Genomic DNA, 24,887 nt, shown 5'->3' on the forward strand with positions numbered 1-24,887 from the left:
TCCCCCGTACTACGTCCCACCGTGGCCGGAGCGCGCGCGTTCGCAGTACCGGAGGTTCTGCTCTGGGCGGACGGGTGAGAACCCGGGGGCCGCAGCGGATAGGCTCGAATCGGGTACCGGCGAGAGCCGCCGGTCGGAACGTGCCCGGGAGGGTTTCGTGGAGGTCAAGATCGGCGTACAGCACGCCAATCGCGAGTTGGTGCTCGAGAGCGAGCAGAGCCCCGAAGAGGTCGAGAAGGCCGTCGCGGACGCGCTCGGAGGCAAGTCCAATCTCTTGCAGCTGACGGACGAGAAGGGCCGCAAGGTGCTCGTCCCGGCCGACCGGCTGGCCTACGTGGAGATCGGCGAGGTCTCGATCCGCAAGGTCGGTTTCGGCGCCATCTAGCTGCCGGCTCAGCCAACTCCGGGCAGCTGTTCGGCAACAGTTGATTCCAGACACGTTTGGGTGTGACGGACGCCGGTAACCGGTCCCGTGCGGCGAGACAAAACGTCACACCGCGTGGGCGCGGTCGTCACAAGGAGGAACCAGCGTCATGGAAATTATCGGAGTGATCATTGCCGGCATCATCATCGGACTGCTCGGCAAGTTCGTGGCACCAGGCGACAGGGACAACATCCCTCTCTGGCTCACGGTGATCTGCGGTATCGGCGGCGTGCTGATCGGGTACTACCTGGCCGCCGCGCTGGGCGTCGAGGCCACCAGTGGCATCGACTGGGTGCGCTGGATCATCAGCATCATCGTCGCGGCCGTATTGGTGGTCATCGCCGCCATGGTCACCGGACGGTCGTCGAGGACCCGGTCCGTCTGACCTTCAGTTCACTGCCGAACCGGCCGTCACCCTCCGGGGGTGGCGGCCGGCTCGGTTTCTGCCTGGTGAACATCCGGCGGTCACGGCGAGTCGCGGCGCGGGCACGCGGCGGTGAGAGGACGATGAGGACCAGACCTGCCCGGCCGGTGGTCTGTTCGACGCTGGACACCAGAAGGTCAGGTCAGTCACCTTCTAGGAGGAACTGTGTACTGGGTCTGGATGATCATCGTCAGTCTCATCGCCGGAGTCATCTTCGGGCCGCTGGCCCGGCTGGTGCTTCCGGGCAAGCAGAACATCAGCCTCGGCTGGACCATCCTGGGCGGCGGCATCGGCGCCTTCATCGGTGGTCTGATCGCCTACTTCCTCGACGTGAAGGACACCGACGGGCCCGACTGGATCCAGTACCTGATCCAGATCGTCTGCGCCGCGGTCGTCGTCGCCGTCATCTCGGCGCGCAACAGCGGTAAAGCAAGAGTCTGAGCAGGACCACCGCCACAGCGGCCGCCACCCCAGCGGGGCAGGCGGCCGCTCTGCTTCTCAGGCTTGGGGCCTTTCAGGCCTGCAGACCGAGGGCGGTCATCCGGGCGGTGTGGGCCTCGGTCAACCGGGTGAACATCCGGCCGATCGCGGCCAGATCGAGGCCGGGGCGGTCGACGCTGCCGGCCAGCAGGGCGGCGAGCGGGTCGCGGTCGGCGGCGATCCGCTGGGCCTGGCTGAGGGCCTCGCCGACCAGGCGGCGTCCCCACAGCGCGAGCCGGCCACCCAGCTTCGGGTCCTCCTCGATCGCGGCCCGGACCCGGTCCACCACGAACTCGGCCTGGCCGGAGTCCGCGAACACCTCGAGCACCAGGGCCCGGGTGTCGGCGTCCACGTACGCGGCGACCTCGCGATAGAAGTCGTTCGCCAGTCCGTCGCCGACGTAGGCCTTGACCAGGCCCTCGAGCCAGTCGGCCGGCGCGGTGTGGTCGTGGAACGCGTCCAGCGGCGTGACGAACGGCTCCATCGCGTCCATCGGGTCCACCCCGAGCGACACCAGCCGGTCCCGCAACCGGACGAAATGGCCGAACTCGGTGGTCGCCAGCTGGGCCAGCTGAGCCTTGTCGTCGAGGGTCGGGGCGAGCTTGGCGTCCTCGGCGATCCGCTCGAACGCGGTCAGTTCGCCGTACGCCAGGACTCCCAGCAGATCCACCGCCGCGGCCCGGTAGGCGGGGTCGTCGAAGGCCGTCGTCTCACTCACGAACATCCTCGCTTCGCTGCGGTGTTCGCGAGGCTCCAAGTCGGACTGTTTTGTCTGATTCCCTCGCGATGCTCGGTCATGGAGCGCACACTATCGGGCCGGAGCGTGCGGGGGCGCCAAGCGCACGAAGCGGTCGTGGCGGGTATTCCCGCTACACTGGACGGTGTTTCGCCGGTGACGCGCCCAGATGGGCAGCTGGTGCGAGCCGCTTGCACAGTGTCCCGCGCCGTGAAAAGTAGGGCAGACAACGCCCACCCGGCCACTGTCGCAACTGTCCGTACAAGCATGTGAGAGGCGATCAGCCTGACCACCTTCCGAGAGCTCGGGGTCATGCCCGAGATCTGTGACGCGCTCGATCGCGTCAACATCGTCGAGCCCTTCCCGATCCAGGAGATGACGCTCCCCGTCGCGTTGATGGGGACCGACCTGATCGGCCAGGCCCGCACCGGTACCGGCAAGACCCTCGGGTTCGGTATCCCGCTGCTGCAGCGCACCATCTCCCCCGGCGAAGCCGACTACGAGGAGCTGGCCGCGCCCGGCAAGCCCCAAGCTCTGGTCGTCACCCCGACCCGCGAGCTGACCATCCAGGTCGCCAAGGACCTCACCACCGCCTCCACCGTGCGGTCCGTGCGGATCCTGACCATCTACGGCGGCGTCGCCTACGACCCGCAGCTCGACCAGCTCAAGGCCGGCGTCGACGTCGTCGTCGGTACTCCGGGCCGGCTGCTCGACCTGGCCAACCGCGGCGTGCTCGACCTGAGCCACATCAAGGTGCTGGTGCTCGACGAGGCCGACGAGATGCTCGACCTGGGCTTCCTGCCCGACGTCGAGCGGATCCTGCGCAAGACCCCCGAGCTGCGCCAGACGATGTTGTTCTCGGCAACGATGCCGTCGGCCGTGATCGGCCTGGCGCGCACCCACATGCGGCACCCGCTGAACATCCGGGCGGAGTCGCACGAGGACACCCAGATGGTGCCGACCACGGCCCAGTTCGTCTACCGGGCGCACGATCTGGACAAGCCCGAGGTGGTGGCCCGGATCCTGCAGGCCGACGACCGTGGCCGGGTGATGATCTTCTGCCGCACCAAGCGGGAGGCGTCCCGGCTCACCGACGACCTGATCGACCGCGGCTTCCAGGCCGCCGCGATCCACGGCGACCTGAACCAGCAGGCCCGGGAGCGGGCGCTGACAAGGTTCCGCGGCGACAAGATCGATGTGCTGATCTGCACCGACGTGGCCGCCCGCGGTATCGACGTCGAGGGCGTCACGCACGTCATCAACAACACCTGCCCCGAGGACGAGAAGGCCTACATCCACCGGATCGGCCGTACCGGTCGGGCCGGGGCGAGCGGGATCGCGGTCACCTTCGTCGACTGGCCGGACCTGGTCCGCTGGAAGACGATCAACAAGGCGCTCGACCTGCCCTACGACGAGCCGCAGGAGATCTACTCGACCTCCCCCGAGCTCTACCACGATCTCGGCATCCCGACCGAGGCCAAGGGCCGGATCAAGCCGGTCCGCGAGGTCGAGCGGCCGGCCCGGGACAGCAAGCCGCGGCGCGGCGACCGCGATCACGGGCGCGACGGCGGCCGTGATCATGGCCGTGAACACGCCCGTGATCGCGATCGCGAGCGGACGCACGACGAGGCGAAGGCCGAGGGTTCGGGCGACCGTCCGGCGCGGAAGCGGCCGAACCGCAACCGGCGGCGGTTGCGTTCCGGTCAGCCGGTCGAGGGCGAGCAGAAGTCCGAGGCGGACGTGACGGCGAAGACGGCGGTGCCGCCGACGGCGGAGTCGTCGACCCAGGCCGCGGAAGCTCCGGCCGCCGAGGTGACGACGGAGCGCAAGCCCCGCCAGCGCAACCGCCGCCGTCGTACGGCGGAGGCGGGCGCGGAGTCCGTCACCGCAGAGGCGAACGAGGAGTCGGTCAGCGCTCAGAGTGCCGCTCCGGCCGCGCCAGAGGCAGCAGCCGAGGTGACGACGGAGCGCAAGACGCGGACCCGTCGCCGCAGTACGGCGCAGGCTGTCGACGTGGAGGCCAGCGCTCCGGCAGTCGCCGAGCAGGCTCCTGCGGAGGAGGCGGCGCCGGCCAAGAAGGCGCCGGCTCGTAAGCGGGCCGCGAAGGAGGTTGCCGAGCAGCCGGTCGAGGCCGAGAAGGCGGAGACGCCGGCCAAGGCTGAGAAGCCGGCGAAGAAGACCGCTGCGAAGAAGGCGGCCAAGACTGCGCAGGCGGCGGAGAAGACCGCTGAGAAGCCGGCGAAGAAAGCGGCCGCCAAGAAGACCGCTGCCAAGAAGGCTGTCAAGACCGAGGAGGCGGCCGAATCCAAGCCTGCCAAGGTCAAGAAGGTTGCCGAGAAGCCGGTGAAGGCGGTCAAGAAGGCTGTCAGCGCGGTACTGCCGACCTTCACCTCACCGGAGTAGAGCAGTAGGTAGCCGTCGGGTTACCGTTCGGAGTTTCACGGAGGAGCGAGACCAGTTCGTCGCCCGTCCGTGCCTGAACGGTGACCGTCGGCCGCAACGCCCACCGCACCCCAGCCCGTCCTAACCACGACGACAACCATCGTGTGGGAGGAAGGGTGTGGCGATGACGAGGACGCGTATCTCGGCCGCGGCAGCAGGAGTATTCCTGGCCGCGGCCGTTCTGCTGTCCGGCTGCAGTGCCGGCGACGACAGCAGCGGTGCCAGCTCAAGCGACGCGGCGGCTCCGGAACAGGCCAACGGCGCGGGCACCGCCGGCTCGGGGAACAAGTCCGGTACGGACGGCAAGGCGGCGGCACCGGGGGCACCGCAACCGACCGTGACCCGGGCGATCATCAAGACCGGCTCCCTCACGATCGAGACCACCGACGACGTCAGTGCCCAACGGCAGAAGGCGATCGGGATCGTCGCCGGGCTCCGCGGCCAGGTGGCGTCCGAGGACACCGGCAGCAACGGTGAGGGCAAGATCACCCAGGCGAACCTGGTGCTGAAGGTCCCGACGGCGGCATACGAGACCGCGATCGAGCGGCTGTCCGGTCTTGGTACGCGAACCGCCATCCACCAGGAGTCGAGCGACGTGACCGAGCAGGTGGTCGACGTCGACAGCCGGATCGCCTCGCAGCGCGCCAGTCTCGAGCGGATGCGGACGTTGCTGACCAAGGCGACCACGATCGGCGAGATCGTCTCGGTGGAGACCGAACTGACCCGGCGCGAGGCGGATCTCGAATCCCTGCTGGCCAAGCAGAAGAACCTCTCGCTGCAGACCGAACTCGCGACGCTGAGCCTGACGATCGCCGAGAAGGGCAAGGCGCCGGACGCGCCGAAGGAGGACGACCGCGGCTTCCTGGCCGGCCTGCGCGGCGGCTGGGACGCCTTCACCGCGACGTTCTCCGCGCTCGCGACGGCGATCGGCGCGATGCTGCCGTTCCTGATCGTGATCGCGCTGATCGGCATCCCGCTGTGGAGGTTCCGGTCCCGCCTGCGTCGCCCGGCCACGCCTGCCGTGGCGACCGCCACACCAGCCGGTACTCCGCCGCTCCCGCAGCACCCGGACCAGCACTGAGCCGACGCCGGCTCGCCACCGATCTGGCGCGGGTCAGCCCCGCGCGAGGTTGGTGGCGAGTTGCCGGTAGGCGTTCGCGCCGGCGGAGCGGGGAGACGTGGTGAGGACGGTGTGGCCGATCGCGGGGGCCTCGGCGAACCGGATCGACTTCGGGATCGCCGGGGAGAGCACCGTCAGCGAGTAGGTGTCCGCGATCGTCTCGAGCACGGCCCGCGCGTGCGTAGTACGGCCGTCGTAGAGGGTCGGGAGGACACCGAGCACCTCCAGGCCGGGGTTGGTCAGGCGCTGGACGTCGTGGATGGTGTCCAGCAACTGGCCGACGCCGCGGTGCGCCAACGTCTCGCACTGCAAGGGAATCAGCACCTCCGACGCCGCCGACAGGCCGTTCACGGTCAACAGCCCGAGGGTCGGTGGGCAGTCGACAATGATCCAGTCGTACTCCGCCGCGACCGGCCGCAACGCAGTCCGTACGACGTGCTCCGGGTCGCTCTCGGCGGCCAGGCTGAGCTCCGCGGTGGCCAACTCGATCGTGGCCGGCAGCAGGTCGGCGCCTTCCTCGGAAGGCACGATGACGTCCCGCGCCTTCACCCCGCCGAGCAGGACCTGCTGGATCGACTTGTCCAGATCCTCGGGATCGATGCCAACCGAGAAGGTCAGGCAGGCCTGCGGATCCAGGTCGACCAGCAGCACCCGGTGGCCGAGCTCAACCAGGGCAGCGCCCAGTGAGGCCACCGTGGTCGTCTTGGCCACGCCGCCCTTCTGGTTCGCTACCGCAAGTGTGCGAGGCACCCCGTCATTGTGCCGTATCGCGGAATGGCGAGCCCGCCGGGGCGATCCGCTAGTTCAAGTATCGTTGAGCTTTCAGGCACCGGGCGATCTCCGTCAGTGGTTGACTTCAAGGATGCTTTAAGTCTCAGCATGGTCGCCATGTCATCTGAGAAGGCGGTTGACCAGTTGCCGGGCAGGGCCGGACGTCGGGAGTGGGTGGGACTCGCGGTCCTGGCTCTTCCGACGATTCTGCTGGGGCTCGACATGACAGTGCTGCACCTGGCCGCACCGATCCTCAGTGCCGATCTGGCCCCGAGCAGCTCGCAACTGCTCTGGATCGTCGACGTGTACGGATTCGCCGTGGCGGGCCTCCTGATCACCATGGGCACGGTCGGCGACCGGATCGGGCGTCGCCGGCTGCTGATGATCGGCGCGGCCGGGTTCGCGGTCGCCTCGGTGCTGGCCGCCTTCGCCACCAGCCCGGAACTGCTGATCGCCGCCCGCGCGCTGCTCGGGCTGGCCGGCGCCACCTTGATGCCGTCGACGTTGTCGCTGATCAGCAACATGTTCCGCGACCCGAAGCAGCGGCAGTTCGCGATCGCCGTCTGGATGACGAACTTCATGATCGGCGGGATGGCCGGGCCCTTGATCGGCGGCGTGCTGCTCGAGCACTTCTGGTGGGGCTCGGTGTTCCTGATCGGGGTGCCGCCACTGCTGATCCTGCTGGCGGCCGCCCCCGTACTGCTGCCCGAGTTCGGCAACCCGGGAGCCGGCCGGATCGACCTGACCAGCGTCGTACTGTCGACCGGTGCGATCGTGGCGGTCGTCTACGGCCTGAAGGAGACCGCGAAGGACGGCCCGCACCTCACCCCGATCGCCGTGATGGTCATCGGCCTGGTCGCGGGGTACACCTTCGTCCGCAGGCAACTGGGCCTCGCCGAACCCCTGCTCGACCTCCGGCTGTTCCGCCTGGCGGGATTCAGCGTCTCGCTCGGTGCACAGACCTTCGGCCTGTTCGTGCTGGCCGCGATGCAGTTCCTCACCGTGCAGTACTTCCAGCTGGTGCTGGGCATGACCCCGCTCGAAGCCGGGCTTTGGATGCTTCCGACGATGGTCACCGGCATCATCGGGACATTGGGCGCGCCGCTGGTCCTGCGCTGGCTCAGAGCCGGTACTGCGATGACCGCCGGCTTCCTGGTCGCCATCCCGGGCCTGGCGCTGATGGCCTTGTCCGGCCGCCTGCAGGTGGTGATCGGGCTGGCGATCGTCGGTATCGGCATACAGGTGGTCCTGGCTCTTACCTACGACCTGGTGGTCGGCAGTGCTCCGCCGGAGCGGGCCGGAGTGGCGTCTGGCATGGGTGAGACCGGCACAGAGCTGGGAATGGCTTTAGGGGTCGCGGTAGCAGGCAGTCTGGTGACAGCGATCTACCGGAGCCAGGTGACGGAGGAGACCCTGCCCCAGGGCATCCCCAGCGCTGCCAGGGACACGCTGGGAAGCGCAGTCGCCGTCGCTGAGCAGCTACCGGCTCCACTGGCCCGGGAGGTTCTCGAACTGACTCGCGGCGCGTACACGGACGGAGTACAGGCTGCGGTTCTGGTCAGTGCGGGGATCCTGGCTGTGCTGGCTGTGGCGACCGCCACCCTGTTGCGGAGGCCGAGGCGGGCCGGAGTACCCGATACCTTGGACTCGTGAGTACGCCGCGCACGCTGACGCTGCCCGACGGGGTCTCCCCCGCCACCCTCGAGACCGACCGTGGCACCTTCGCCACCTTGCGGGCCCAGCCCGACATCGGTACGCCGCTGGGGACCGTGCTCCTGGTCCCGGGCTGGACCGGCAGCAAGGAGGACTTCACGCCGCTGGTGGATCACCTGGCTCGCTACGGGTGGATCGCCGTGGCGGTGGACCAGCGCGGCCAGTACGAGACCCCCGGCCCGGCCGAGCCCTCGGCGTACACGCTGGCCGAGCTCGGCGCCGACGTGGTGGCCATGAGCAAGGCGCTCGGCGGCTACAGCCAGTTGGTCGGGCACTCGTTCGGCGGGCTGGTCGCGCGGGAGGCCGTGCTGATCGACCCGAGTGTGTTCTCCACCATCACTCTGATGTGCTCCGGCCCGGGCGCCTTCAGCGACGAGGCGAAGCGGCAAGGGCTGCAGATGCTCGCCTTCGGCCTGGACAACCTGCCGATCGAGCAGGTGTACGACCTGAAGCTGGAGCACGACAGCAAGGGACCGCAGTACGTCGCTCCGGCCGAGGACATCGCCGCGTTCCTGCGCAAGCGCTTCACCGGGAACGTGCCGGCCGGCCTGGCCGCGATCACCCGGCGGCTGATGGACTCCGACGACCGGACCGAGCAGTTGGCCAAGTCCGGGGTCCGGGCCCAGGTCATGTACGGCGAGACCGACGACGGCTGGCCGCTCCCGATCCAGGACGCGATGGCCGACACCCTCGGCGTGCGCCCGCAGATGATCGCCGACGCCGGCCACTCCCCCGCGATCGACCAGCCCGCTGCCACCGCCCGCATGCTGGTCGACTTCTTCCACGACCGCTGAGGCCCTGAAGATCCCGAGCTGAGCCGAAGGTGACGCGCCGGGCAGCCCATGAGCTGCCCGGCGCGTCTCGGAAGGCCGGCCTGGTGCAACAGGCCCGGCGATGGTTCAGGGACGCAGTGCCGAGAGGGCCGGCCACTCCGCCGCGACGGCGAAGCGGTCGTGCCACTTCGGTGCCGCGGCGAAGCCCGTACCGGTGGACTTCCCCACGAACACATCGACCGCGTCGCCGCGGGTGAAGGTGACGACGACGGTCCCGCCGGTGCAGGTGACCACGTCGTCGCGGCCGTCACCGTCGACGTCGCCGGTCATCGGAACTCGTTGCCGATCGCAAAGAAATCGTGCCACGTGAGGCTGTCTCCCACGAACGAGGTGCCGTTGGACTTCGCAACATACACATCGGCGAGGTCACCCGGGTGAAGGTCACCACGTCGTCCTTGCCGTCGCCATCGACGTCGGACTTCGTGCCCCGCTTGACGATCGCGCCCACCGCACCGCTGGTGGTCCCGGCGTTGCCGGCGGCATCGAGGGGCACCACCCGGTAGAAAGTTGCCGACCACCTCGGACAGCCTGGTGCAGGAACGCCGGTACCGAGGTGGTCCCGACCAGCGTCGCCGCGGCCGAGCCGTCCACGTGAACCCGTTCGTCACCTCCCGCTGCCGCTGAGCTCAACGCGCAGGGTGACTGGGGAGGGTTGCACCCCTGGATGGGGGTGAGATCCTCCCCGAATCTGGTCGTCTTGCCGGCCTTGGACAGCGCGGTGAAGTACGCCAATTGGCCGAACGTGCCGGCCGATCGGAGCAGTGACGGGTGTCAGCGGAGCGGCTTGACCTTTGGGCGCAGGGTGAGCTTGTCGAGGCCGATCGGGACGAGGGCGGCGCGGACCTTCTCGTCGAGGACGAGCAAGCTCACGGTGAAACCGTCGTCGCTCAGGCCCGGACCGCCAGAGCCCGACAGGCCCAACTGCTGGTCGAACACCGGAGTCAGCGCGGCCTGGAGTTGGTCCACGTCGGTGCGGCTGAAGCGCGCCCGGACCACGCACAGGTTGCCCTCGTAGACCTTCGCGATCTCCCGGCGGAACTCGTCGAGGTCACCGTGCGCGACACCGATCCTCACCACCACGGGCGCGTTACGGCTTCGCCCCTTCGGGTAGAGCACCGCAGGCCCGGTCACCTGGTTCGCCCGGGCGTCGAGCCACTTGATCATCGTCTGACTGCCGATGTTGCTCGGCTTGGACTGCCAGCCACCGGCCGGCGCGGCGCAGGGCACCGGCTCCTCGACGTACGGGTCCGGCTTCGAAGTCGGCATCGGGCCCTGCTCCTGGACCGTGATGGTGCGGTTGGACCAGACGCCCACCAGGTGGGCGGTTCCGCTCCGTACGCCCTTGGTGGTTGTCGGATTGCTGAGCTTGTCCAGGTCCAGCCCGACCAGCTTCACCGCGAAGGAGGCGGGGCACGACGGGGCCGGTTCCTTGCCGGGCGGATAGCCGATCGCGGTCTGGGCCAGGTCGGCGCAGAGGACCGGGTCCTTGCCCGGCACCGCGATCACCACGCCGTCGGCCGTCACCTTGTCGCCGTTGCGGACCAAGAGGTCTTCGGCCTTGCCGCTGTCGGTCCCCGGCGTGGCGTCCGTGGTCGCGGCGCTGGCGGGGCTCACCGGCGGGGCGACCGCCGGCTCCTTCGCGTCGGGGAGCAGGACGAGACCCGCCGCGATGGCGGCGACGCTCGCGGCCGCAAGTACCGGGACCCAGCGGCGCGGCCTTTTCGACTGGACGATGCGGTCGAGATCCGGTTCGGGCGCCGACGGCTGGCCCGCGCGCCACTGGGCGCCGGCCTTCGCCAGCAGGTCGTCGACCTTGTCGGTCGGGTTCATTCGCGGACCTCCAGCAGGGAGCGCAGGCGGGCCCGCGCGTCGGAAAGAGTCGATTTGACGGTGCCTTCGGAGCAACCCATCACGGCGGCGGTGTCGGCCACCGACAGATCGGCGAAGTAGTAGCAGTCCACGGCGAGCCGCTGCCGCGCCGAGAGTTCGCCGAGCGCCTGGTCCACGTCCACCAGCGCGTCGACGTCCGGCCGCGCCTCGACCGCGTCGTGATCCCCCAGCTCCGCGACCGGCCGCAGCTTCCGCACCGCCTTGCGCGCCTGGTCCGCGGTGATCGCGAGCAACCACGCCGACGGCGTACCACGCGACCCGTCGTACTGGCCGCGCTTCAGCCAGGCCCGCGCGAGTGCCTCCTGGACCACGTCATCCCGATCGGCCCCGACCGCCAGCCGAGCAGCCAACCGCGCCATCGCCGGCAGATGCGGCCGCACCCACTCGACGAACCCCACCCCATCCCCAGGCGGAGCCTTCACGGGCGTCGGCTCATCGGTCATCGTCGCCATACCTTGTCTACCCCGAAACCCCCGCTCCGGTTGGCCCTCTCCCGCAACTCAACGAACCCCACGCCGCCAAGTCACACCCCAACACCCTCCCAGACTTATCCACAGATCTCCTTCACCCACCCCACAGCCCACCTCCACCTCCCTACGGTTGAACCACCAACCCCCAGGGAGCCCCCATGCCACCGCCCGGCTTAGCCCACCTACCTGAGCCCAAGGACCTCCACGCCCAGCTCAACTCCGGGCGGCCCCTGGACTGGGGCGACCCGGTCCCCACGAAGGACGAGATCGCCGCCGAGTTCGGCCCCGATGCCACCAGACGCAGTCTGACCCTGCTTGCTCGCGCTTCCGAGATCGAACAACAGGTCACGGACGACGTGGTGTCAACGGTCGGGCCTGGCGCCGTGGCCTACCAGCTGGAGAACCGGCTCAAGTCTCCCCATTCGCTCGCCCGGAAGCTGCAGAACCGCGAGGGCAGCAACTTCGACGCCCAGCCGCTCGAGGACTTGATCCGGTACACCATCGTGGCACCGGACCCGGATGACATCGTCAAGACGGCTTCGGCAGCCTGCGACTCCCTGATGGCGAAGGGTTGGACGATGGAGTCTGCGCATCACTCCTACGTCGACGACAGCCGGTACAAGGGACTGCATCTGTTCCTGGAAATCCATGGGGAGAGGGTGGAGTTGCAGCTCCACTCCCGAGAGTCCATCGACGTCAAGACACGGACGACCCCGCTCTACCTCATCGAGCGCGATCGCCAACAACCCAAGAGCAGCCGCGACACCGCACGCCAGGAATGCATCGCGCTGTCAGACCAGATGAGGCAGCCCGCGGGCATCGACGACCTCGCCGTACTGGGCGGGGTTGCCGTGAGCACCAGACGTTACGGTAAGGGGCGCCAGCAGCCGAAGCCGCGCGGGGAGGTTGCCCAGGCAGCGCAACCTCAGGCGGCTCCGCGGCAACGATTGAATGCCATCTACAAGGACGGGATCTCCCAATGACGCGGCTCTTTCTGGTGACACAAGGCGAGCGGAAGATCTGGGTGGCGGCCTTGATCGATGAGGATATCTGGACCTATGTCGGCAACACCGGCAAGTTCCACCGCAACGACGGGGTGCGGCACGACTACTTCATGCTCAACGAAGCGGAGTACTCCGAGATCGGCATCACCGAAGCCCGCCGACTGATCGGCAGCGGCGTCGGGCTGGTCGACGAGCACCAGATCCCCGCCTCCCTCCAGAAGTGGCGAGAGGACCCCGGGGCCATGGACCCCGACATCGTCTTCGCCTCCCTCGCCGCCGACCTCGACTGATCGAATTGCCTCAACTGTTGCCGATTCCTGAGGGTGGGGTGGCGTAGAGCTTGGCGATGATGGATTCGATGGTGGGTTCGGTGACGGAGAGGTCTACGAGGGGGTAGTCGGCGGCTATTTGGGCTACGAGTGGGGCGGCGCTGGTGGTGGTGGGGAAGGTCAGGTGTTGGCGGGGGCCGTCGATCTTGGTGACGGTGGTGCCGGGGATGGTGATGGGTGGGTGGGAGGTGGCCAGGTCGACGATGAGGGTGCGCGGCGCTGACTGGCTGGCGCGGAGTCCTTCCAGGGTGCCGTCGTAGACCTGGTGGCCGTGGTCTATGACCATGACTCGGGAACACAGAGCCTCGATGTCGTCCAGGTCGTGAGTCGTCAGGATGACGGTGATCTGGCGTTCCTTGTTCACCTGGGCGAGGAATGCGCGGAGGCGGGCCTTGCTGATGATGTCGAGGCCGATGGTGGGTTCGTCCAGGTAGACGATCTCGGGGTCGTGGAGCAGGGCGGCCGCGATGTCGCCGCGCATGCGCTGGCCCAGGGACAAAGCCCGGACCGGTACGTCGAGCAGATCACCCAGGTCCAGCAGTTCCACGAAGGTGGCCAGGTTCTCGCGGTGGCGCGCACGCGGTACGCCGTACAGCTTCTGCAGTACTGCGAACGAGTCCTTCAGCGGCAGGTCCCACCACAACGTGGTGCGCTGCCCGAAGACCACCCCGATCCGCTTGGCGAGCTTGAGGCGGTTCCGCGACGGGTCCACCCCGGCCACCCGGATCGCGCCGGACGTCGGCACCAGGATCCCGGTCAGCATCTTGATCGTGGTGGACTTGCCCGCGCCGTTCGGGCCGATGTAGCCCATCACCTCGCCGGGCTCGACGCTGAAGGTGAGGTCGTCCACCGCGCGCACCTCCCGCCGGGTACGCCGCCAGCCGGTGCGGCGGGACACGGTGAAGGCGCGGGACACGTTCTGCAGTTCGATCACGCTCATCGGTTCAACTCCCTGTACTGCGGTAGCGACGGAGACCGCCTCGCCAGGCCAGCGACGCCAGCGCGACCATGACGGCGGCGACGGCGGGGGCCAGCAGGCCGATCCAGGACGGCAGTCCGAGTGGGGCGGGTTTGCCCAGCACGTAGAGCACCGGGTAGTAGTTCACGAAGGCCAGCGGAACGACGAAGGTGACAGCGCGGACGATGTCCTTGCCGAAGATGGTCAGCGGGTACTGCGTCAACTGCTGCCCGCCGTAGGTGAACGAGTTGGCCAGTTCGGCCGAGTCGACCGAGATGAACTGGAACGCGGCGCCGAGCACGAAGATCGTCGCGAAGATGATCGAGCCGGTGATCATCGACAGCACCAGGATCGTGCCCTTGGCCACCGTCCAGTCCAGCTCGAGCTTGCCCAGGGCAAGGATCAGGACGAACCCGGCCTGCAGCGGACGGCCGAGCCGGCGCAGCGCGAAGTTGTCCGCCACCGCCTGGATGAAGGCCGGCGCCGGCCGGATCAGCCAGACGTCGAGCTCGCCGGTCCGGATCCGCTGCCCGACCCGCTCGACGGAGCCGGTGGCCAGGTCTGCCAGTCCGAGCGTCATCGACGCCGTGCCGTAGAGCAGCGCCATCTCGGCCAGGCTGAAGCCGCCGAAGGACTCGATGTGGCTGAACATCAGCAGCACCGCGATGAAGTCGAAGCCGGTGACCAGCGCGGTGCCCAGCAGCGTCAGCGCGAACGACAGCGGGTAGGCCAGCGAGGACCGCACCCACATCGTCACCAGCAATCGGTACTGTCCCGGCCAGGCCATTGCGCTCCGCGCCCATGGGGGAAACGAAGGCGAGGAATCAGCCACCGGCGATCACCACCTTCCGGGTCGCGAAGTACGTTGTCAGTTGCCCGATCAACACCAGCACGGCGATCCAGAAGAGCTGGAACGCCAGGGCCGAGCCGACCCCACCAGGGTTCCGTCCCAGCCACACGTCGATCGGCACCTGCAGGGTCGCCGCCCATGGAGTCGCCCGAGCGACCTCGCCGATCCAGCCGGGGAACACCACCAGCGGCAGGATCGCGCCGGAGAAGAACAGCGACAGCACCAGCCCGAGGCTCTCCACCCCGCGGGAGTCGGTGATCCAGAACCCGGACAGCGCGATCAGATACCGGATCCCGAAGCTCACCATGATCCCGAACGACACCGCGACGGCGACCGCGAGCCACTGCGCCGCCGACGACGGGAAGTTCAGGTCGAACACCAAGGCCCCGACCAGCAGCGGAGCGCCACCGCGGGCTAGCAACTGGAAGGCCGCCCGCCCGGCGTCGACCGAGAGCCACCAGAGCATCAAGTGGGTCGGCCGGTACAGGTCGACGGCGATCTCGCCGCTCCGGACCCGCTCGCCCAGCTCGATCGTGGTGGTCGCGCCGAAGATCCCGACCGGCATCAGCAGCCCTTGCTGCAGCCAGACGAACGTGAGCGCATCGGACACGTCGTACCCGCCGAGCCCGGGCCGGGAGCCCCACAGCGTCAGATAGACGCCGCAGAAGATGAAGCCGAACACCGTGTTGGTGAAGGCCCCGGACAAGGTGGCGATCCGGTACGTCGAGAACCGGCGGAACGAACGCACCGCGATCGCCCAGTACACGCCCACCGCAACCTCCTTCGCGCACTCGGGAAGCGGTGTCCGAAAGCCCTCCGCCGAGTCGTGGCGCACGCAGAACTACCCCCGATCCGTCAGGACCGGGGGGTTCGGACACCACTGTGGCGGCACGCCGAAGGTGCCGTTGTCAAGGGAAGGAGACGGACAGTACGCCGGTCAGCGGCCGGGCGTCAACCCAGATCAGACCTCAGCTGATCTCGGCCTCCAGCACCCGAGCGAGCAACGTCGCGAACTGCCCCGGGTGACTCGCATACCCGTTGTGGCCGCCCGGGAAGCTGACCACCGGCCAGCCGATGTGCTCCGACAGCACCGCCACCGGCCGGGCCGGCAGGTGATTCGCCGCCTCCCGCCCAGCCGCCGGAACCACCTTGTCCGCCAACTGACGCAGCGCCTCGAGATCCGGCTGATACCGGGTGAACGGCAACAACTTGTGCGCGAAGTACGTGCCCAGGTTGGCCTCGGTCCGGTCCAGCAATTCCCGGTACTCCGGGCGCAGGTCCTCAGGCGCGGGCAGATCGTCCTCATCCAGTCCGGTGCCACCGAGGTAGAGCAGCTGGGCCATCTGCGCACCCTCCCGGTGGAACGTGTCGTGCACGTCCTGGAAGAACGCCCGGGACGTCTCGGCGTCCGGCAGCACCTCGACACACGGCGGCTCGTGCGCGACGAGCATCCGGACCCGCTCCGGGTACCTCCTGATCAGCTCGAGCCCGGTGATCGCGCCGGTCCCGGTGCCGAACACGAAGGCCGGCTCGTCCGCCGACAGCAGATCAATCAAAGCCAGCGCATCCCCCACCGAAGCATCCACCTGCCCACCAGCCGGCTCCCCACCGGCCGGCACCCCGGAGTACGGACTCCTCGAATTCCCCCGCGGGTCATAGGCCACGACCCTGTACTCCGCCCCGAGCTCCCCGACGATCCCGTCGAAGGCACCGGAGTCACTCTCGCCATCGGCGATCAGCAACACCATCGGCCCACCACCGGTGACCTCGTAGTGCAACATGCCCCCGGGCACAGCCAGTTGATCGATCGTCCTGACAGTCATAGGTCACCCTCCAGATCTCGGTGACCCAAGACTCACCTCCCCCACTGGCACCCCACGCACATCCCGCTGAGACGGCGGTGTCAGCCCGCTTCGGCCTCGGCTTCGGCGATGGGGGCGGGGAGGCCGTCGGTTTCATCAAGGCCGGACCACGGCGAGCGGGGTGGGGCTGCTCGGCGGCCTTCGGGGCAGATGCGGACGAATTCGCACCAGCCGCAGCGTGCGCCGGGTTCGGGTGGGAAGGCCGCGTCGGCTTCGGCCGGGGTGAGGCCGTCGTACCAGCGGGATTCGGCGGCCGAGGCGTCGTCGGCGATGGATTCGGCGCGGTGCTGGTGTTCCGCGAGCGAGGCGTCGTCGTGGTCGGCGGCCGCGATGGTGTTCGTGGGGAGGTGGTGCAGCTCGACCCGGGTGCACGGGCGGTGCAGGACGCGCCGCGCGCCGAGCACGTACAGGGCCATGGCGAGCGAGGACGAGGCGTCCGCGCTGGTCAGTGGGCGCCGGCCGGTCTTGTAGTCGACGATCACGAGCTCGGTGCCGCCGCTGCCATCCCGCGCCGGGCGCTCGTCGATCCGGTCGACACGCCCGCGCAGGCTGGCCCGGGCGGTGGTGAAGACGACGGTGCGCTCGACGCCGCGCGGTTCGAAGTACGGGTCGATGTCGTGCAGGTAGTTGGTCAGCATCTCGACCGAGCGCTCGCGCCACTTCACCGACTGCTGCTCGTCACGGAAGCCCTCGTGCCGCCAGCTCGCCCGCAGCTTGCCGACCGCCGCAGCCGTCGTACGCCGCGACGCGGGCCAGCGCCAGAACTCCGCCAGGGACTCGTGCACGACAGCACCGACCGTGTTGTGCGCCCAAGGCGGTCCCTTCTGCGGCCGGGGCGTCTCCAGGTAGGTGTAGCGGTACCGGCGCTTGCAGTCCGCGAAGTTGAGGAGCTTCGTCGGCGTCGCCACGAACAGCTTCTCCGGCATCCCGGGCAGCATGTCGTCCAACTCAGCCCGCCTTGATCAGTTCTCTCGAATGAAGGCCGTCACCGCGTCGGCCACCAACTGCACCGCGATCGCGCTCAGCAGCAGACCGGCGATCCGGGTGACCAAGAGGACGCCGTTCTCCCCCAGCACCCGCATGATCAGGCCGGAGAAGCGCAGCGTCAGCCACATCACCAGGTGGATCAGTACGATGCCGACCGAGATGGCGACCACGTCCGGCAGGGATCCGTCCGCCCGCTGCACGAACACCATCGTGGCGACGATCGCGCCCGGCCCGGCGAGCAGCGGAGTACCGAGCGGGACGAAGGCGATGTTCACGTTCTTCGTCTGGACCGGGTCCTCGGCCGTGTCGGTCAGCAACTGCAACGCGATCAGCAGGAGCAGCAGGCCGCCCGCGCCCTGCAGCGCGGGCAGGGTGATCCCGAGGTGGCTCAGGATCTGCTGGCCGAAGGCGGCGAACACGACGATCACGCCGAACGCGACCAGCACCGCCTGCCAGGCGGCCTTCTTCCGTACTGCGCGGGACTGGCCGGCCGTCAGCGAGATGAACACCGGCACGGTGCCCGGCGGGTCCATGATCACGAACAGCGTGACGAAGACCGAGCTGAGCAGCGACAGGTTGATGACGTCGTTCACGGCAGGTAGGCCTCTGGCACGGTCGCGGAACTGGCGGCCGCGTTCACCTTGGCGACCTCGAGGAGTCGCTGGAACTGCTCCGGCTCGGTGCTGTTCACCCCGAGCTCGTGATCGATCTTGCCGATCCCGTGGTGGTCGCTGGAGCCGGTGTAGATGATGTCGAGATCCCGCGCGATCCGGCGCAGCGCAGTACGGGACTCGGGTGAGTGGTCCTGGTGGTCGACCTCGATGCCGGCCAGGCCGTGCTCGGTGACCAGTTGGCCGATCCGCTCCGCGGTCATCACCTTGTGGCTGGAGCGGCCCCACGGGTGCGCGATCACCGGTACGCCGCCGGCCGCGCGGACGATGTCGATCGCCCGGCCCGGCTCGATCGCGTAGTGCGAGACATGCCCGGGGCGGCCGTCGGCCAGGAACCGGTCGAACGCCTCGCCGCGGGTGGCGACCGTGCCGTTGGCGACCAGCGCGTCCGCGACGTGCGGGCGGCCTACGGACGGCGTACCGGTCGCCTGGGCGAGGACCTCGTCGACGGTCAGGGCGACGCCCATGCCGTTCAGCCGGGCCACGATCGACGGGATCCGGTCGGTGCGGCCGTCACGCACGGTCGCCAGCTCGGTGGCCAGCGGCTGGTACGACGGATCCGGAAGGTAGCCGAGCAGGTGCACGCTGATGCCGTTCAGCTTGCAGGAGATCTCGATCCCCGGCACGAAGCCGATCCCGAGCTCCTCGGCGGCCCGCCGACCTTCGCCCCAGCCGTCGGCCGTGTCGTGATCGGTGAGCGCGATCACGTCCAGGCCGTCCCGCTTCGCGTGTGCGATCAGGACGTCGACCGGGTCGGTGCCGTCCGAGCGGTTCGAATGGGTGTGCAGGTCGATGCGCACGGGTGATCGGGGTCCCTTCTCTGGACAACTGTCAGCGCTGATGCTATCGGTGTCCGCCCCCGGGACCCTTATGGTTCTCCCCATGGATGCGGACCGCGTCGACTGCGTAGGCGCCCTCGTGTACGACGGGGAGCACCGGCTGCTGGTGGTTCAACGGGCCAACGAGCCGGGCCGCGGGCTGTGGTCGCTGCCGGGTGGAAGGGTCGAACCGGGCGAGGACGATCCGACCGCGGTCGCGCGGGAGGTCGCCGAGGAGACCGGGCTGCGGGTCGAGGTCGGGGAGTTCGTCGGCGAGGTCGAGCGGGACGCGCCGAACGGCAAGCTGTACGTGATCCGCGACTACCGCGCGGAGCCGGTCGGCGGGGCGCTCGTGGCCGGCGACGACGCCTCGGATGCGCGGTTCGTCAACCGTGAGGAGTTCGACAACCTCCCCACCGCCACTTTGCTGGCCTCCACTCTCGCCCAGTGGAACGCGTTGCCGGGATAATGGGTCGAGCGTTGGCGGGTGGGTGGCGGAGACTGCGGGGATGGACGACGCTGAGTTGGTCCGAGCGATCGAGGGCAACGCCGCTGAGCTGCTGATGCGGATGGGCGCGGCCGGCGGCGGTGGGCAGCGAGACGACGGCGGGGTGCGGTGGACGATCGGTGGGTCACCGATCGACTATCACAACGCGGTGGTCGGGGCCTCGCTGGACGACGACTCCGTTGACCGGGTGATCGCGGAATCCCTGCGGGAGCTGAGAGATCGCGGGGTGCCGGGTTGTTGGCATGTCGGCCCGTCGATGCGACCGCTGGATCTCGGCAAGCGGCTGGTGGCCGCCGGTTTCACGCAGGCCGGCGCCGAGCCGGGCATGGCGGTCGAACTGAGCCTGTTGACCGGAACTGCCGTCGAAGGGCTGCGGGTCGTCAGGGTCGGCAGTGACGAAGATCTTGCTGTGTGGGTGCAAACCCTGGGCCGAGGATTCGGCGAAGGGGTCAAGGAAGCCGAGTGGGTAGGCGAGGTCTACCAACGCCTCGGACTGGCAGATCCGTGGCGGCACTACCTCGGTTGGCTGGGCGACGAGCCGGTCGCGACGGCATCGATCTACCTCGGCGCCGGAGTTGCCGGGGTGTACTTCGTGATGACTGTTCCCGAGGCCAGGCGCCGTGGGATCGGGGGTGCGATCACGCTCGCCGCACTGCGGGAGGCGCAGGACTCCGGCGTTCGGTACGGCGTACTGGGGTCGTCGCCGGCGGGGCGGTCGGTCTATGCCGGGCTCGGGTTCCGGGAGTGCTGCGCGATCGAACTCTACGAGTGGTCAGGCGTTCCACTGGTGGACGGCGGGTGAGCCTCGATCCCAGCCGAGGATCGAGACGGTGGCCGTGTTCAGGACGAAGTGGCGACCCTCGGTGACGTCCAGTTCCAGCCAGCGGGCGGTCAGGCCGCGCAACGCGTGGGAGTGACCGAAGACCAGGACGTCGCCGTCGACCGCGGCGATCCGGGCGGTGACCCGGTCCAGCCGGGTCGAGACCTGGGCGGCGGTTTCGCCGTTGGGTACGGGGTTGTCCCAGACCGTCCAGCCGGGCACGGTCTCGCGGATCTCCGCGGTGGTGATGCCCTCGTAGTCGCCATAGTTCCACTCGACCAGATCGTCGTCGACCACGGCGTCCGGGAAGTCGGCCAGGTCGGCCGTACGCCGGGCCCGCTGCCGCGGACTCGTCAGCACGAGGTCGAACTGGTGCCCCGCGAGTCGCTCCTTCAACGACGCCGCGATCCGCTCCCCCTCCTCCGTCAGCGGCAGGTCCGTCGTGGACGTGTGCCGTCCCGACTTGCTCCACTCGGTCTCGCCGTGCCGGACCAGCCAGAGCCGGTCCGTTCGTTCACCTGGCTGCGCGTGTGTGGTCACGGGACTCATCGTCGCAGATCGGCCGTTCGGAACACGTGAGGTCTTGACCGATCGGTCCGGACAGGGCAGGGTCGAAACTGTAAGCGCTTCCACTTTCGCCGGAGAGGACCGCACGATGCCATCCGGACCGACCAGCAGGCCGGCGACGATCTACGACGTCGCGGCGCTGGCGAAGCTGTCGATCGCGACGGTTTCGCGTGTCCTGCAAGGGACCGGGCCGGTGTCGGCGAAGGCGCGGGCGCGAGTGGACCAGGCGGCGCACGAGTTGAACTACGTGCCGCTGCGAGCAGCCCGGAGCCTCGCGGTGCAACGGCACGAGGCGCACGGGCTGGTGCTGCCCGACCTGGCCGGACCGTTCTACGGCGATCTGTTGATGGGGTACGAGCGCTGGGCGGGCGAGCACGGGCAGAGCGTGATCCTGACCGTCACGCACGGCAATCCGGATCCGCAGCGGAGTCTGCGTGACCTGGCCGGACGGGTCGACGGAATCGTTGTGCATGGCAACGCACTCGGCCTGCCGGCGGTCCAGGACCTGCGCCGGGCGAACGTGCCGATCGTGCTGGTCGCCCATCCGCCGGTGACCGGTTGTGACTCGGTCCGGAGCGAGAGCGCCGCGAGCGCGGAGCAGTTGACCTCGCGACTGCTCGACCACGGGCGGGAGAACCTGCTCTTCGTCGGCGACCCCGCCAGTTCGTACGACGTGTCCGAGCGGTACGCCGGTTTCTCGGCGGCGTTGCGGGCGCACGGCAGGTCCGTGCCGGAGCCGGAACGGGTGCCGCTCACCGAGGACGCCGGCGCGACCTTCGCCAAGAAGTTGCTAGCAGCAACCGCTGTGGAAAGGCCGGACGGGTTGGTCTGTGCCAACGACGAGTTGGCGCTGGCTCTGCTCAGGAGCCTGGCGGCGGGTGGCATCGCGGTGCCTGAGGACATCGTCGTGACCGGGTGGGACGACGTGATGGCGGCGCGGTACGTGTCGCCGGGGCTGACCACCGTGCGGCAGCCGATGGCGGAGCTCGGCCGGCTGGCCGCCCAAAGACTGCACGAGCGCATCACCGGGGAACGGACCCGGGCGCGGAACGACGTACTGGCGACACAGCTTGTGCTGCGGGACAGCTGCGGCACGGGACCGGGGGAAGCACGGACAGCACCACCAACCGGTTGAGGAGAAAGCGATGTATACCCAGAACATGCGGCGCCGACTGGTGATCGGCGGCGCGGCCCTGACCGCGACGGCGCTCGCGCTGACCGGTTGCGGCCGCTCCGAGGACACCCCCGAATCGGCGCCCCAGGCAACCACCAGCATCGGCGACGGCCCCGCCACCGGCGAACTCACCGTGTGGGCGATGGGCACCGAGGGCGAGAACCTGCCCAAGCTGACCAAGTCGTTCGAGCAGGCCAACCCGGGCGTCAAGGTGAAGGTCACGCCGATCCCGTGGGACGCGGCGCACAACAAGTTCACCACCGCGATCACCGCCCAGTCGCTGCCCGACGCCGCGATGGTCGGCACCACCTGGATGGGTGAGTTCGCCGACCTCGGCGCGCTCGACCCGACCCCGGCCGGGATCGACACGTCCGGCTTCTTCGAGGGCGCGAACGAGACCACCAAGGTGGGCGAGACGAGCTACGGCGTCCCCTGGTACGTCGAGACGCGGCTGGTCTTCTACCGCAAGGACCTGGCCGCGAAGGCCGGGATCACCACGCCGCCGACCGACTGGGACGGCCTGAAGGCGATGGCGAAGGCGATGCAGGAGAAGGCCGGAGCGAAGTACGGGATCAACCTGCAGCCGGGTGGCTCGGGCTCCTGGCAGACGGTGATGCCGTTCGCGTGGTCCGCCGGCGCGGAGATCACCGGTGAGGACCAGAAGGAGTTCACCTTCGACACCCCGGAGATGCAGGAGGGGCTGAAATACTACCAGAGCTTCTTCACCGAGAAGCTGGCCGGCATCGACCTGCCGCCGAACCAGACCGAGGCGCAGTTCGTCAGCGGCCAGGTGCCGATGTTCATCTCCGGGCCGTGGATGGCCGGGTCGATCGCGAAGCTCGGCGGCGACAAGATCAAGCCGAACATCGGCGTCTTCCAGTTGCCCAAGAACAAGACCGCGACCTCGTTCGTCGGCGGCAGCAACTTCGTCGTGTTCAAGAACGGCAAGAACAAGGACTCCGCCTGGAAGCTGGTCAAGTGGCTGTCCGACGCCAAGACGCAGGCCGAGTGGTTCAAGCTGTCCACCGACCTGCCCGCGGTGAAGAGCGCGTGGGAGGACCCGAGCATCTCCTCCGACCCGCTGCTGCCGGTGTTCGGCAAGCAGTTGGAGGACGCCAAGGCGCCGCCGGCGATCGTGAACTGGGAGCAGGTCGCGACCGCGTTCGACGCCGAGGTGGAGAAGATGGCCAAGGCCGGCCAGTCCCCCGCCGACACGGCGAAGGCGATCCAGACCAAGGCCGCCTCGATCGGGACCGGTAGCTGATCGACGATGTCCTCCGCCACTTTGCAGGAGCCCCCTGCCCGCACTCGGCCGGCCGGCCGGCCGCCACGCCGCGGCCGCGGCGCGCTCAACCACCAGACCGCGGCCGCGTGGATCCTCGTCCTTCCGTTCGTCGTACTGTTCCTGGCCTTCACCGCCGGGCCGGTGCTCGGCTCGCTCGGGATGAGCTTCACCGACATGAGGCAGCGTGACCTGCGCACACCGTTCTCGGTGGAGGGCGTCGGGTTCGAGAACTACGCGAAGGCGCTGTCGGACGAGACGTTCCGCAAGGCCGCGCTCAACACGGCGTACTTCGTCATCGTCGGCGTGCCGCTGACTCTGGTCGTCGCGCTGGGAGCCGCGGTGCTGCTGGACCGGGGCGTGAAGAAGGTCGCCGGGCTCTTCAAGGTCGGCTACTACCTGCCGGTGGTGACCTCGATCGTCGCGATCGCGGTGATCTGGCGGTTCGTGCTGGCCCCGGAGGCCGGGCTGCTGAACACGGTGCTGGGCTGGTTCGGCGTCGACGGGCCGAACTGGCTGGCGTCGAAGACCTGGGCGATGCCGTCGCTGATCGCGATGGCGGTGTGGCGCAACTTCGGCTCCGCGATGATCATCTTCCTGGCCGGACTGCAGGGCATCCCGCAGTCCGTCGAGGAGGCCGGTCAACTCGACGGCGCCGGTGCCTGGCAGCGGTTCCGGTACCTGATCCTGCCGTTGCTGCGGCCGACGATCCTGTTCACCAGCGTGACCACCGGAATCGGTTACCTGCAGTTCTTCGAGGAACCGTTCGTGATGACCCAGGGCGGTCCGCTGAACAGCACGATCTCGGTGTCGATGTACACCTACCAGCAGTTCGGCTTCGGCAACTACGGCCTGGCCACCTCGATGAGCTACCTGCTGTTCGTCGTCATCGCCGTGATCACCTTCATCCAGTTCCGACTGCTGCGGGAGAAGTGATGCGCCGCACCTGGTGGGTCTATCTGATCGCCGTCCTCGGCCTGGTCGCGGTGGCAGCGCCGTTCGTCTGGATGCTGCTGGGCAGCTTCAAGACGCAGGGCGAACTGCTCCGGGTGCCGCCGACCTGGTTGCCCGAGGCACCGACGACGGAGAACTACGACGCCCTGTTCAACAAGGCGAACTTCCCGCGCTACTTCCTCAACTCGACGGTGGTGGCGCTGGTCGTGACGGCCGGCAACCTGCTGTTCTGCTCGATGATCGGCTACGCGCTGGCCAAGCTCCGCTTCCGCGGCCGGAACGCGTTGTTCGTGCTGGTGATGGCGACGCTGATGGTGCCGGGCATGGTCACCTTCGTGCCGCTGTTCGTCCTGGTCACCAACGCGGGCCTCGCGAACAGCTATCCCGGCCTGATCCTGCCGTTCCTGGTCTCGCCGTTCGGCGTCTTCCTGATGCGGCAGTTCTTCTCGGGGCTGCCGGACGACCTGATGGACGCCGGCCGGGTGGACGGGACCAGCGAGCTCGGCCTCTTCGCCCGGATCATGCTGCCGCTGACCAGGCCCGCCCTGGCCACGCTCGGCATCCTCACCTTCCTCGGGTCGTGGAACAACTTCCTCTGGCCGCTGGTGATCGCCCAGACCGAGGAGAAGTACACCCTTCCCGTCGCCCTGGCGCTGTACTCGACCGGACAGAACGCGCAGAACTTCGGCCTGCTGATGGCCGGCGCGGTCGTGGTCGTCCTACCGGTGCTGGTGATGTTCCTGGCCTTCCAGCGCCACGTCACCAAGGGCATCGCGATCACCGGACTCAAATAATCCCTA

Annotated in this window: 28 protein-coding genes; 15 read left to right on the forward strand and 13 right to left on the reverse strand. The window is 68.7% G+C overall.

The window, feature by feature from the left end:
• Window positions 1-157: 157 nt before the first annotated feature.
• From ABD255_RS32140 to ABD255_RS32150, 3 genes are all read left to right on the forward strand, one after another.
• A complete protein-coding gene (locus tag ABD255_RS32140; protein WP_270136913.1) occupies window positions 158-385 on the forward strand; it encodes a DUF3107 domain-containing protein in 228 nt (75 codons plus the stop codon).
• Window positions 386-533: 148 nt separating this feature from the next.
• Entirely contained in the window at window positions 534-809 is a 276-nt protein-coding gene (locus ABD255_RS32145; RefSeq protein WP_344220555.1) for a GlsB/YeaQ/YmgE family stress response membrane protein, read from the forward strand.
• Between the two features lie 219 nt (window positions 810-1,028).
• Window positions 1,029-1,289 carry a GlsB/YeaQ/YmgE family stress response membrane protein gene (locus ABD255_RS32150; protein WP_344220556.1) on the forward strand — a complete coding sequence of 87 codons (261 nt, stop codon included), beginning with the start codon at window positions 1,029-1,031 and terminating at the stop codon, window positions 1,287-1,289.
• Window positions 1,290-1,362: 73 nt separating this feature from the next.
• On the opposite strand, the gene ABD255_RS32155 is transcribed toward ABD255_RS32150, so the two are convergent.
• Window positions 1,363-2,052: a ferritin-like fold-containing protein gene (locus ABD255_RS32155; protein ID WP_344220557.1), complete on the reverse strand. Its 690-nt coding sequence runs from the start codon at window positions 2,050-2,052 to the stop codon at window positions 1,363-1,365.
• Between the two features lie 324 nt (window positions 2,053-2,376).
• On the opposite strand from ABD255_RS32155, the gene ABD255_RS32160 reads away from it, so the two are divergent.
• The gene (locus tag ABD255_RS32160; RefSeq protein ID WP_344220558.1) at window positions 2,377-4,467 is read left to right on the forward strand and encodes a DEAD/DEAH box helicase; all 2,091 of its coding nucleotides are present in this window, start codon (window positions 2,377-2,379) and stop codon (window positions 4,465-4,467) included.
• 163 nt (window positions 4,468-4,630) lie between these two features.
• Window positions 4,631-5,587: a DUF4349 domain-containing protein gene (locus ABD255_RS32165; RefSeq protein WP_344220559.1), complete on the forward strand. Its 957-nt coding sequence runs from the start codon at window positions 4,631-4,633 to the stop codon at window positions 5,585-5,587.
• Between the two features lie 33 nt (window positions 5,588-5,620).
• Here ABD255_RS32165 and ABD255_RS32170 read toward each other — a convergent pair whose 3' ends face one another.
• Window positions 5,621-6,376 (reverse strand): ParA family protein, encoded by a 756-nt coding sequence (locus ABD255_RS32170; protein WP_344220560.1) that lies wholly within the window; start codon window positions 6,374-6,376, stop codon window positions 5,621-5,623.
• A gap of 138 nt (window positions 6,377-6,514) precedes the next feature.
• Between ABD255_RS32170 and ABD255_RS32175 the strand changes: the two genes are divergently transcribed.
• Both ABD255_RS32175 and ABD255_RS32180 read left to right on the forward strand, forming a co-directional pair.
• Window positions 6,515-8,050 carry an MFS transporter gene (locus tag ABD255_RS32175; RefSeq protein ID WP_344220562.1) on the forward strand — a complete coding sequence of 512 codons (1,536 nt, stop codon included), beginning with the start codon at window positions 6,515-6,517 and terminating at the stop codon, window positions 8,048-8,050.
• A complete protein-coding gene (locus ABD255_RS32180; RefSeq protein WP_344220563.1) occupies window positions 8,047-8,904 on the forward strand; it encodes an alpha/beta fold hydrolase in 858 nt (285 codons plus the stop codon). The genes ABD255_RS32175 and ABD255_RS32180 overlap by 4 nt, the downstream gene beginning before the upstream one ends.
• A 105-nt stretch (window positions 8,905-9,009) precedes the next feature.
• On the opposite strand, the gene ABD255_RS32185 is transcribed toward ABD255_RS32180, so the two are convergent.
• The 3 genes from ABD255_RS32185 to ABD255_RS32195 form a co-directional block, all read right to left on the reverse strand.
• Window positions 9,010-9,213, reverse strand: coding sequence for a hypothetical protein (locus ABD255_RS32185; RefSeq protein WP_344220564.1), 204 nt, complete (start codon window positions 9,211-9,213; stop codon window positions 9,010-9,012).
• Between the two features lie 501 nt (window positions 9,214-9,714).
• Window positions 9,715-10,773 carry a hypothetical protein gene (locus ABD255_RS32190; protein ID WP_344220565.1) on the reverse strand — a complete coding sequence of 353 codons (1,059 nt, stop codon included), beginning with the start codon at window positions 10,771-10,773 and terminating at the stop codon, window positions 9,715-9,717.
• Window positions 10,770-11,276 (reverse strand): RNA polymerase sigma factor, encoded by a 507-nt coding sequence (locus ABD255_RS32195; RefSeq protein WP_344220566.1) that lies wholly within the window; start codon window positions 11,274-11,276, stop codon window positions 10,770-10,772. The genes ABD255_RS32190 and ABD255_RS32195 overlap by 4 nt, the downstream gene beginning before the upstream one ends.
• 185 nt (window positions 11,277-11,461) lie before the next feature.
• On the opposite strand from ABD255_RS32195, the gene ABD255_RS32200 reads away from it, so the two are divergent.
• Together ABD255_RS32200 and ABD255_RS32205 are read left to right on the forward strand one after the other, a co-directional pair.
• Complete coding sequence (locus tag ABD255_RS32200; RefSeq protein WP_344220568.1) at window positions 11,462-12,286, forward strand: hypothetical protein; 825 nt, start codon at window positions 11,462-11,464, stop codon at window positions 12,284-12,286.
• The gene (locus ABD255_RS32205; protein ID WP_344220569.1) at window positions 12,283-12,597 is read left to right on the forward strand and encodes a hypothetical protein; all 315 of its coding nucleotides are present in this window, start codon (window positions 12,283-12,285) and stop codon (window positions 12,595-12,597) included. The genes ABD255_RS32200 and ABD255_RS32205 overlap by 4 nt, the downstream gene beginning before the upstream one ends.
• A gap of 10 nt (window positions 12,598-12,607) precedes the next feature.
• On the opposite strand, the gene ABD255_RS32210 is transcribed toward ABD255_RS32205, so the two are convergent.
• The 7 genes from ABD255_RS32210 to ABD255_RS32240 all read right to left on the reverse strand — a co-directional run bounded on the left by ABD255_RS32210 (window position 12,608) and on the right by ABD255_RS32240 (window position 18,764).
• Entirely contained in the window at window positions 12,608-13,576 is a 969-nt protein-coding gene (locus ABD255_RS32210; RefSeq protein ID WP_344220570.1) for an ABC transporter ATP-binding protein, read from the reverse strand.
• A 4-nt stretch (window positions 13,577-13,580) separates the two neighbouring features.
• Window positions 13,581-14,381, reverse strand: coding sequence for an ABC transporter permease (locus ABD255_RS32215; RefSeq protein ID WP_344220571.1), 801 nt, complete (start codon window positions 14,379-14,381; stop codon window positions 13,581-13,583).
• Window positions 14,382-14,418: 37 nt separating this feature from the next.
• Window positions 14,419-15,216, reverse strand: coding sequence for an ABC transporter permease (locus ABD255_RS32220; RefSeq protein ID WP_344220572.1), 798 nt, complete (start codon window positions 15,214-15,216; stop codon window positions 14,419-14,421).
• 196 nt (window positions 15,217-15,412) lie between these two features.
• Window positions 15,413-16,267 (reverse strand): alpha/beta fold hydrolase, encoded by an 855-nt coding sequence (locus ABD255_RS32225; protein ID WP_344220573.1) that lies wholly within the window; start codon window positions 16,265-16,267, stop codon window positions 15,413-15,415.
• Window positions 16,268-16,347: 80 nt separating this feature from the next.
• Window positions 16,348-17,244 (reverse strand): RecB family exonuclease, encoded by an 897-nt coding sequence (locus tag ABD255_RS32230; protein ID WP_344220625.1) that lies wholly within the window; start codon window positions 17,242-17,244, stop codon window positions 16,348-16,350.
• Window positions 17,245-17,268: 24 nt separating this feature from the next.
• Complete coding sequence (locus ABD255_RS32235; protein ID WP_344220574.1) at window positions 17,269-17,886, reverse strand: MarC family protein; 618 nt, start codon at window positions 17,884-17,886, stop codon at window positions 17,269-17,271.
• The gene (locus ABD255_RS32240) at window positions 17,883-18,764 is read right to left on the reverse strand and encodes a PHP domain-containing protein (RefSeq protein ID WP_344220575.1); all 882 of its coding nucleotides are present in this window, start codon (window positions 18,762-18,764) and stop codon (window positions 17,883-17,885) included. The genes ABD255_RS32235 and ABD255_RS32240 overlap by 4 nt, the downstream gene beginning before the upstream one ends.
• An 82-nt stretch (window positions 18,765-18,846) precedes the next feature.
• Between ABD255_RS32240 and ABD255_RS32245 the strand changes: the two genes are divergently transcribed.
• The gene (locus ABD255_RS32245; protein WP_344220576.1) at window positions 18,847-19,251 is read left to right on the forward strand and encodes an NUDIX hydrolase; all 405 of its coding nucleotides are present in this window, start codon (window positions 18,847-18,849) and stop codon (window positions 19,249-19,251) included.
• 40 nt (window positions 19,252-19,291) lie between these two features.
• Window positions 19,292-20,092 (forward strand): GNAT family N-acetyltransferase, encoded by an 801-nt coding sequence (locus ABD255_RS32250; protein WP_344220577.1) that lies wholly within the window; start codon window positions 19,292-19,294, stop codon window positions 20,090-20,092.
• Here the strand turns inward: ABD255_RS32250 and ABD255_RS32255 are convergent.
• Complete coding sequence (locus tag ABD255_RS32255) at window positions 20,063-20,650, reverse strand: histidine phosphatase family protein (protein ID WP_344220578.1); 588 nt, start codon at window positions 20,648-20,650, stop codon at window positions 20,063-20,065. The two genes, ABD255_RS32250 and ABD255_RS32255, sit on opposite strands and share 30 nt — an antisense overlap.
• Window positions 20,651-20,765: 115 nt before the next feature.
• Here ABD255_RS32255 and ABD255_RS32260 point away from each other — a divergent pair, with 115 nt between their 5' ends.
• Genes ABD255_RS32260 through ABD255_RS32275 form a run of 4 tightly spaced genes read left to right on the forward strand, consistent with a single transcriptional unit; the run spans window position 20,766 to window position 24,881 of the window.
• Window positions 20,766-21,812, forward strand: a complete 1,047-nt coding sequence (locus ABD255_RS32260; RefSeq protein WP_344220579.1) for a LacI family DNA-binding transcriptional regulator — start codon at window positions 20,766-20,768, stop codon at window positions 21,810-21,812.
• A 10-nt stretch (window positions 21,813-21,822) separates the two neighbouring features.
• Window positions 21,823-23,115, forward strand: a complete 1,293-nt coding sequence (locus ABD255_RS32265; protein ID WP_344220580.1) for a sugar ABC transporter substrate-binding protein — start codon at window positions 21,823-21,825, stop codon at window positions 23,113-23,115.
• Between the two features lie 6 nt (window positions 23,116-23,121).
• Complete coding sequence (locus ABD255_RS32270; protein ID WP_344220581.1) at window positions 23,122-24,069, forward strand: carbohydrate ABC transporter permease; 948 nt, start codon at window positions 23,122-23,124, stop codon at window positions 24,067-24,069.
• Window positions 24,069-24,881 carry a carbohydrate ABC transporter permease gene (locus tag ABD255_RS32275; RefSeq protein WP_344220582.1) on the forward strand — a complete coding sequence of 271 codons (813 nt, stop codon included), beginning with the start codon at window positions 24,069-24,071 and terminating at the stop codon, window positions 24,879-24,881. The genes ABD255_RS32270 and ABD255_RS32275 overlap by 1 nt, the downstream gene beginning before the upstream one ends.
• Window positions 24,882-24,887 lie beyond the last annotated feature (6 nt).

It is taken from the genome of Kribbella sancticallisti (assembly GCF_039530625.1).
Taxonomy (GTDB): domain Bacteria; phylum Actinomycetota; class Actinomycetes; order Propionibacteriales; family Kribbellaceae; genus Kribbella; species Kribbella sancticallisti.

What these genes read in the sequence shown, in the direction of transcription:
- ABD255_RS32265 (WP_344220580.1), top strand. Translation starts at nt 21,823, where the DNA reads ATGTATACCCAGAACATGCGGCGCCGACTGGTGATCGGCGGCGCGGCC.
- ABD255_RS32185 (WP_344220564.1), bottom strand. Translation starts at nt 9,213, where the DNA reads ATGACCGGCGACGTCGACGGTGACGGCCGCGACGACGTGGTCACCTGC.
- ABD255_RS32165 (WP_344220559.1), top strand. Translation starts at nt 4,631, where the DNA reads ATGACGAGGACGCGTATCTCGGCCGCGGCAGCAGGAGTATTCCTGGCC.
- ABD255_RS32260 (WP_344220579.1), top strand. Translation starts at nt 20,766, where the DNA reads ATGCCATCCGGACCGACCAGCAGGCCGGCGACGATCTACGACGTCGCG.
- ABD255_RS32145 (WP_344220555.1), top strand. Translation starts at nt 534, where the DNA reads ATGGAAATTATCGGAGTGATCATTGCCGGCATCATCATCGGACTGCTC.
- ABD255_RS32210 (WP_344220570.1), bottom strand. Translation starts at nt 13,576, where the DNA reads ATGAGCGTGATCGAACTGCAGAACGTGTCCCGCGCCTTCACCGTGTCC.
- ABD255_RS32160 (WP_344220558.1), top strand. Translation starts at nt 2,377, where the DNA reads ATGCCCGAGATCTGTGACGCGCTCGATCGCGTCAACATCGTCGAGCCC.
- ABD255_RS32175 (WP_344220562.1), top strand. Translation starts at nt 6,515, where the DNA reads ATGTCATCTGAGAAGGCGGTTGACCAGTTGCCGGGCAGGGCCGGACGT.
- ABD255_RS32215 (WP_344220571.1), bottom strand. Translation starts at nt 14,381, where the DNA reads ATGGCCTGGCCGGGACAGTACCGATTGCTGGTGACGATGTGGGTGCGG.
- ABD255_RS32225 (WP_344220573.1), bottom strand. Translation starts at nt 16,267, where the DNA reads ATGACTGTCAGGACGATCGATCAACTGGCTGTGCCCGGGGGCATGTTG.
- ABD255_RS32190 (WP_344220565.1), bottom strand. Translation starts at nt 10,773, where the DNA reads ATGAACCCGACCGACAAGGTCGACGACCTGCTGGCGAAGGCCGGCGCC.
- ABD255_RS32200 (WP_344220568.1), top strand. Translation starts at nt 11,462, where the DNA reads ATGCCACCGCCCGGCTTAGCCCACCTACCTGAGCCCAAGGACCTCCAC.
- ABD255_RS32230 (WP_344220625.1), bottom strand. Translation starts at nt 17,244, where the DNA reads ATGCTGCCCGGGATGCCGGAGAAGCTGTTCGTGGCGACGCCGACGAAG.
- ABD255_RS32275 (WP_344220582.1), top strand. Translation starts at nt 24,069, where the DNA reads ATGCGCCGCACCTGGTGGGTCTATCTGATCGCCGTCCTCGGCCTGGTC.
- ABD255_RS32155 (WP_344220557.1), bottom strand. Translation starts at nt 2,052, where the DNA reads ATGTTCGTGAGTGAGACGACGGCCTTCGACGACCCCGCCTACCGGGCC.
- ABD255_RS32250 (WP_344220577.1), top strand. Translation starts at nt 19,292, where the DNA reads ATGGACGACGCTGAGTTGGTCCGAGCGATCGAGGGCAACGCCGCTGAG.
- ABD255_RS32245 (WP_344220576.1), top strand. Translation starts at nt 18,847, where the DNA reads ATGGATGCGGACCGCGTCGACTGCGTAGGCGCCCTCGTGTACGACGGG.
- ABD255_RS32205 (WP_344220569.1), top strand. Translation starts at nt 12,283, where the DNA reads ATGACGCGGCTCTTTCTGGTGACACAAGGCGAGCGGAAGATCTGGGTG.
- ABD255_RS32150 (WP_344220556.1), top strand. Translation starts at nt 1,029, where the DNA reads ATGATCATCGTCAGTCTCATCGCCGGAGTCATCTTCGGGCCGCTGGCC.
- ABD255_RS32270 (WP_344220581.1), top strand. Translation starts at nt 23,122, where the DNA reads ATGTCCTCCGCCACTTTGCAGGAGCCCCCTGCCCGCACTCGGCCGGCC.
- ABD255_RS32195 (WP_344220566.1), bottom strand. Translation starts at nt 11,276, where the DNA reads ATGACCGATGAGCCGACGCCCGTGAAGGCTCCGCCTGGGGATGGGGTG.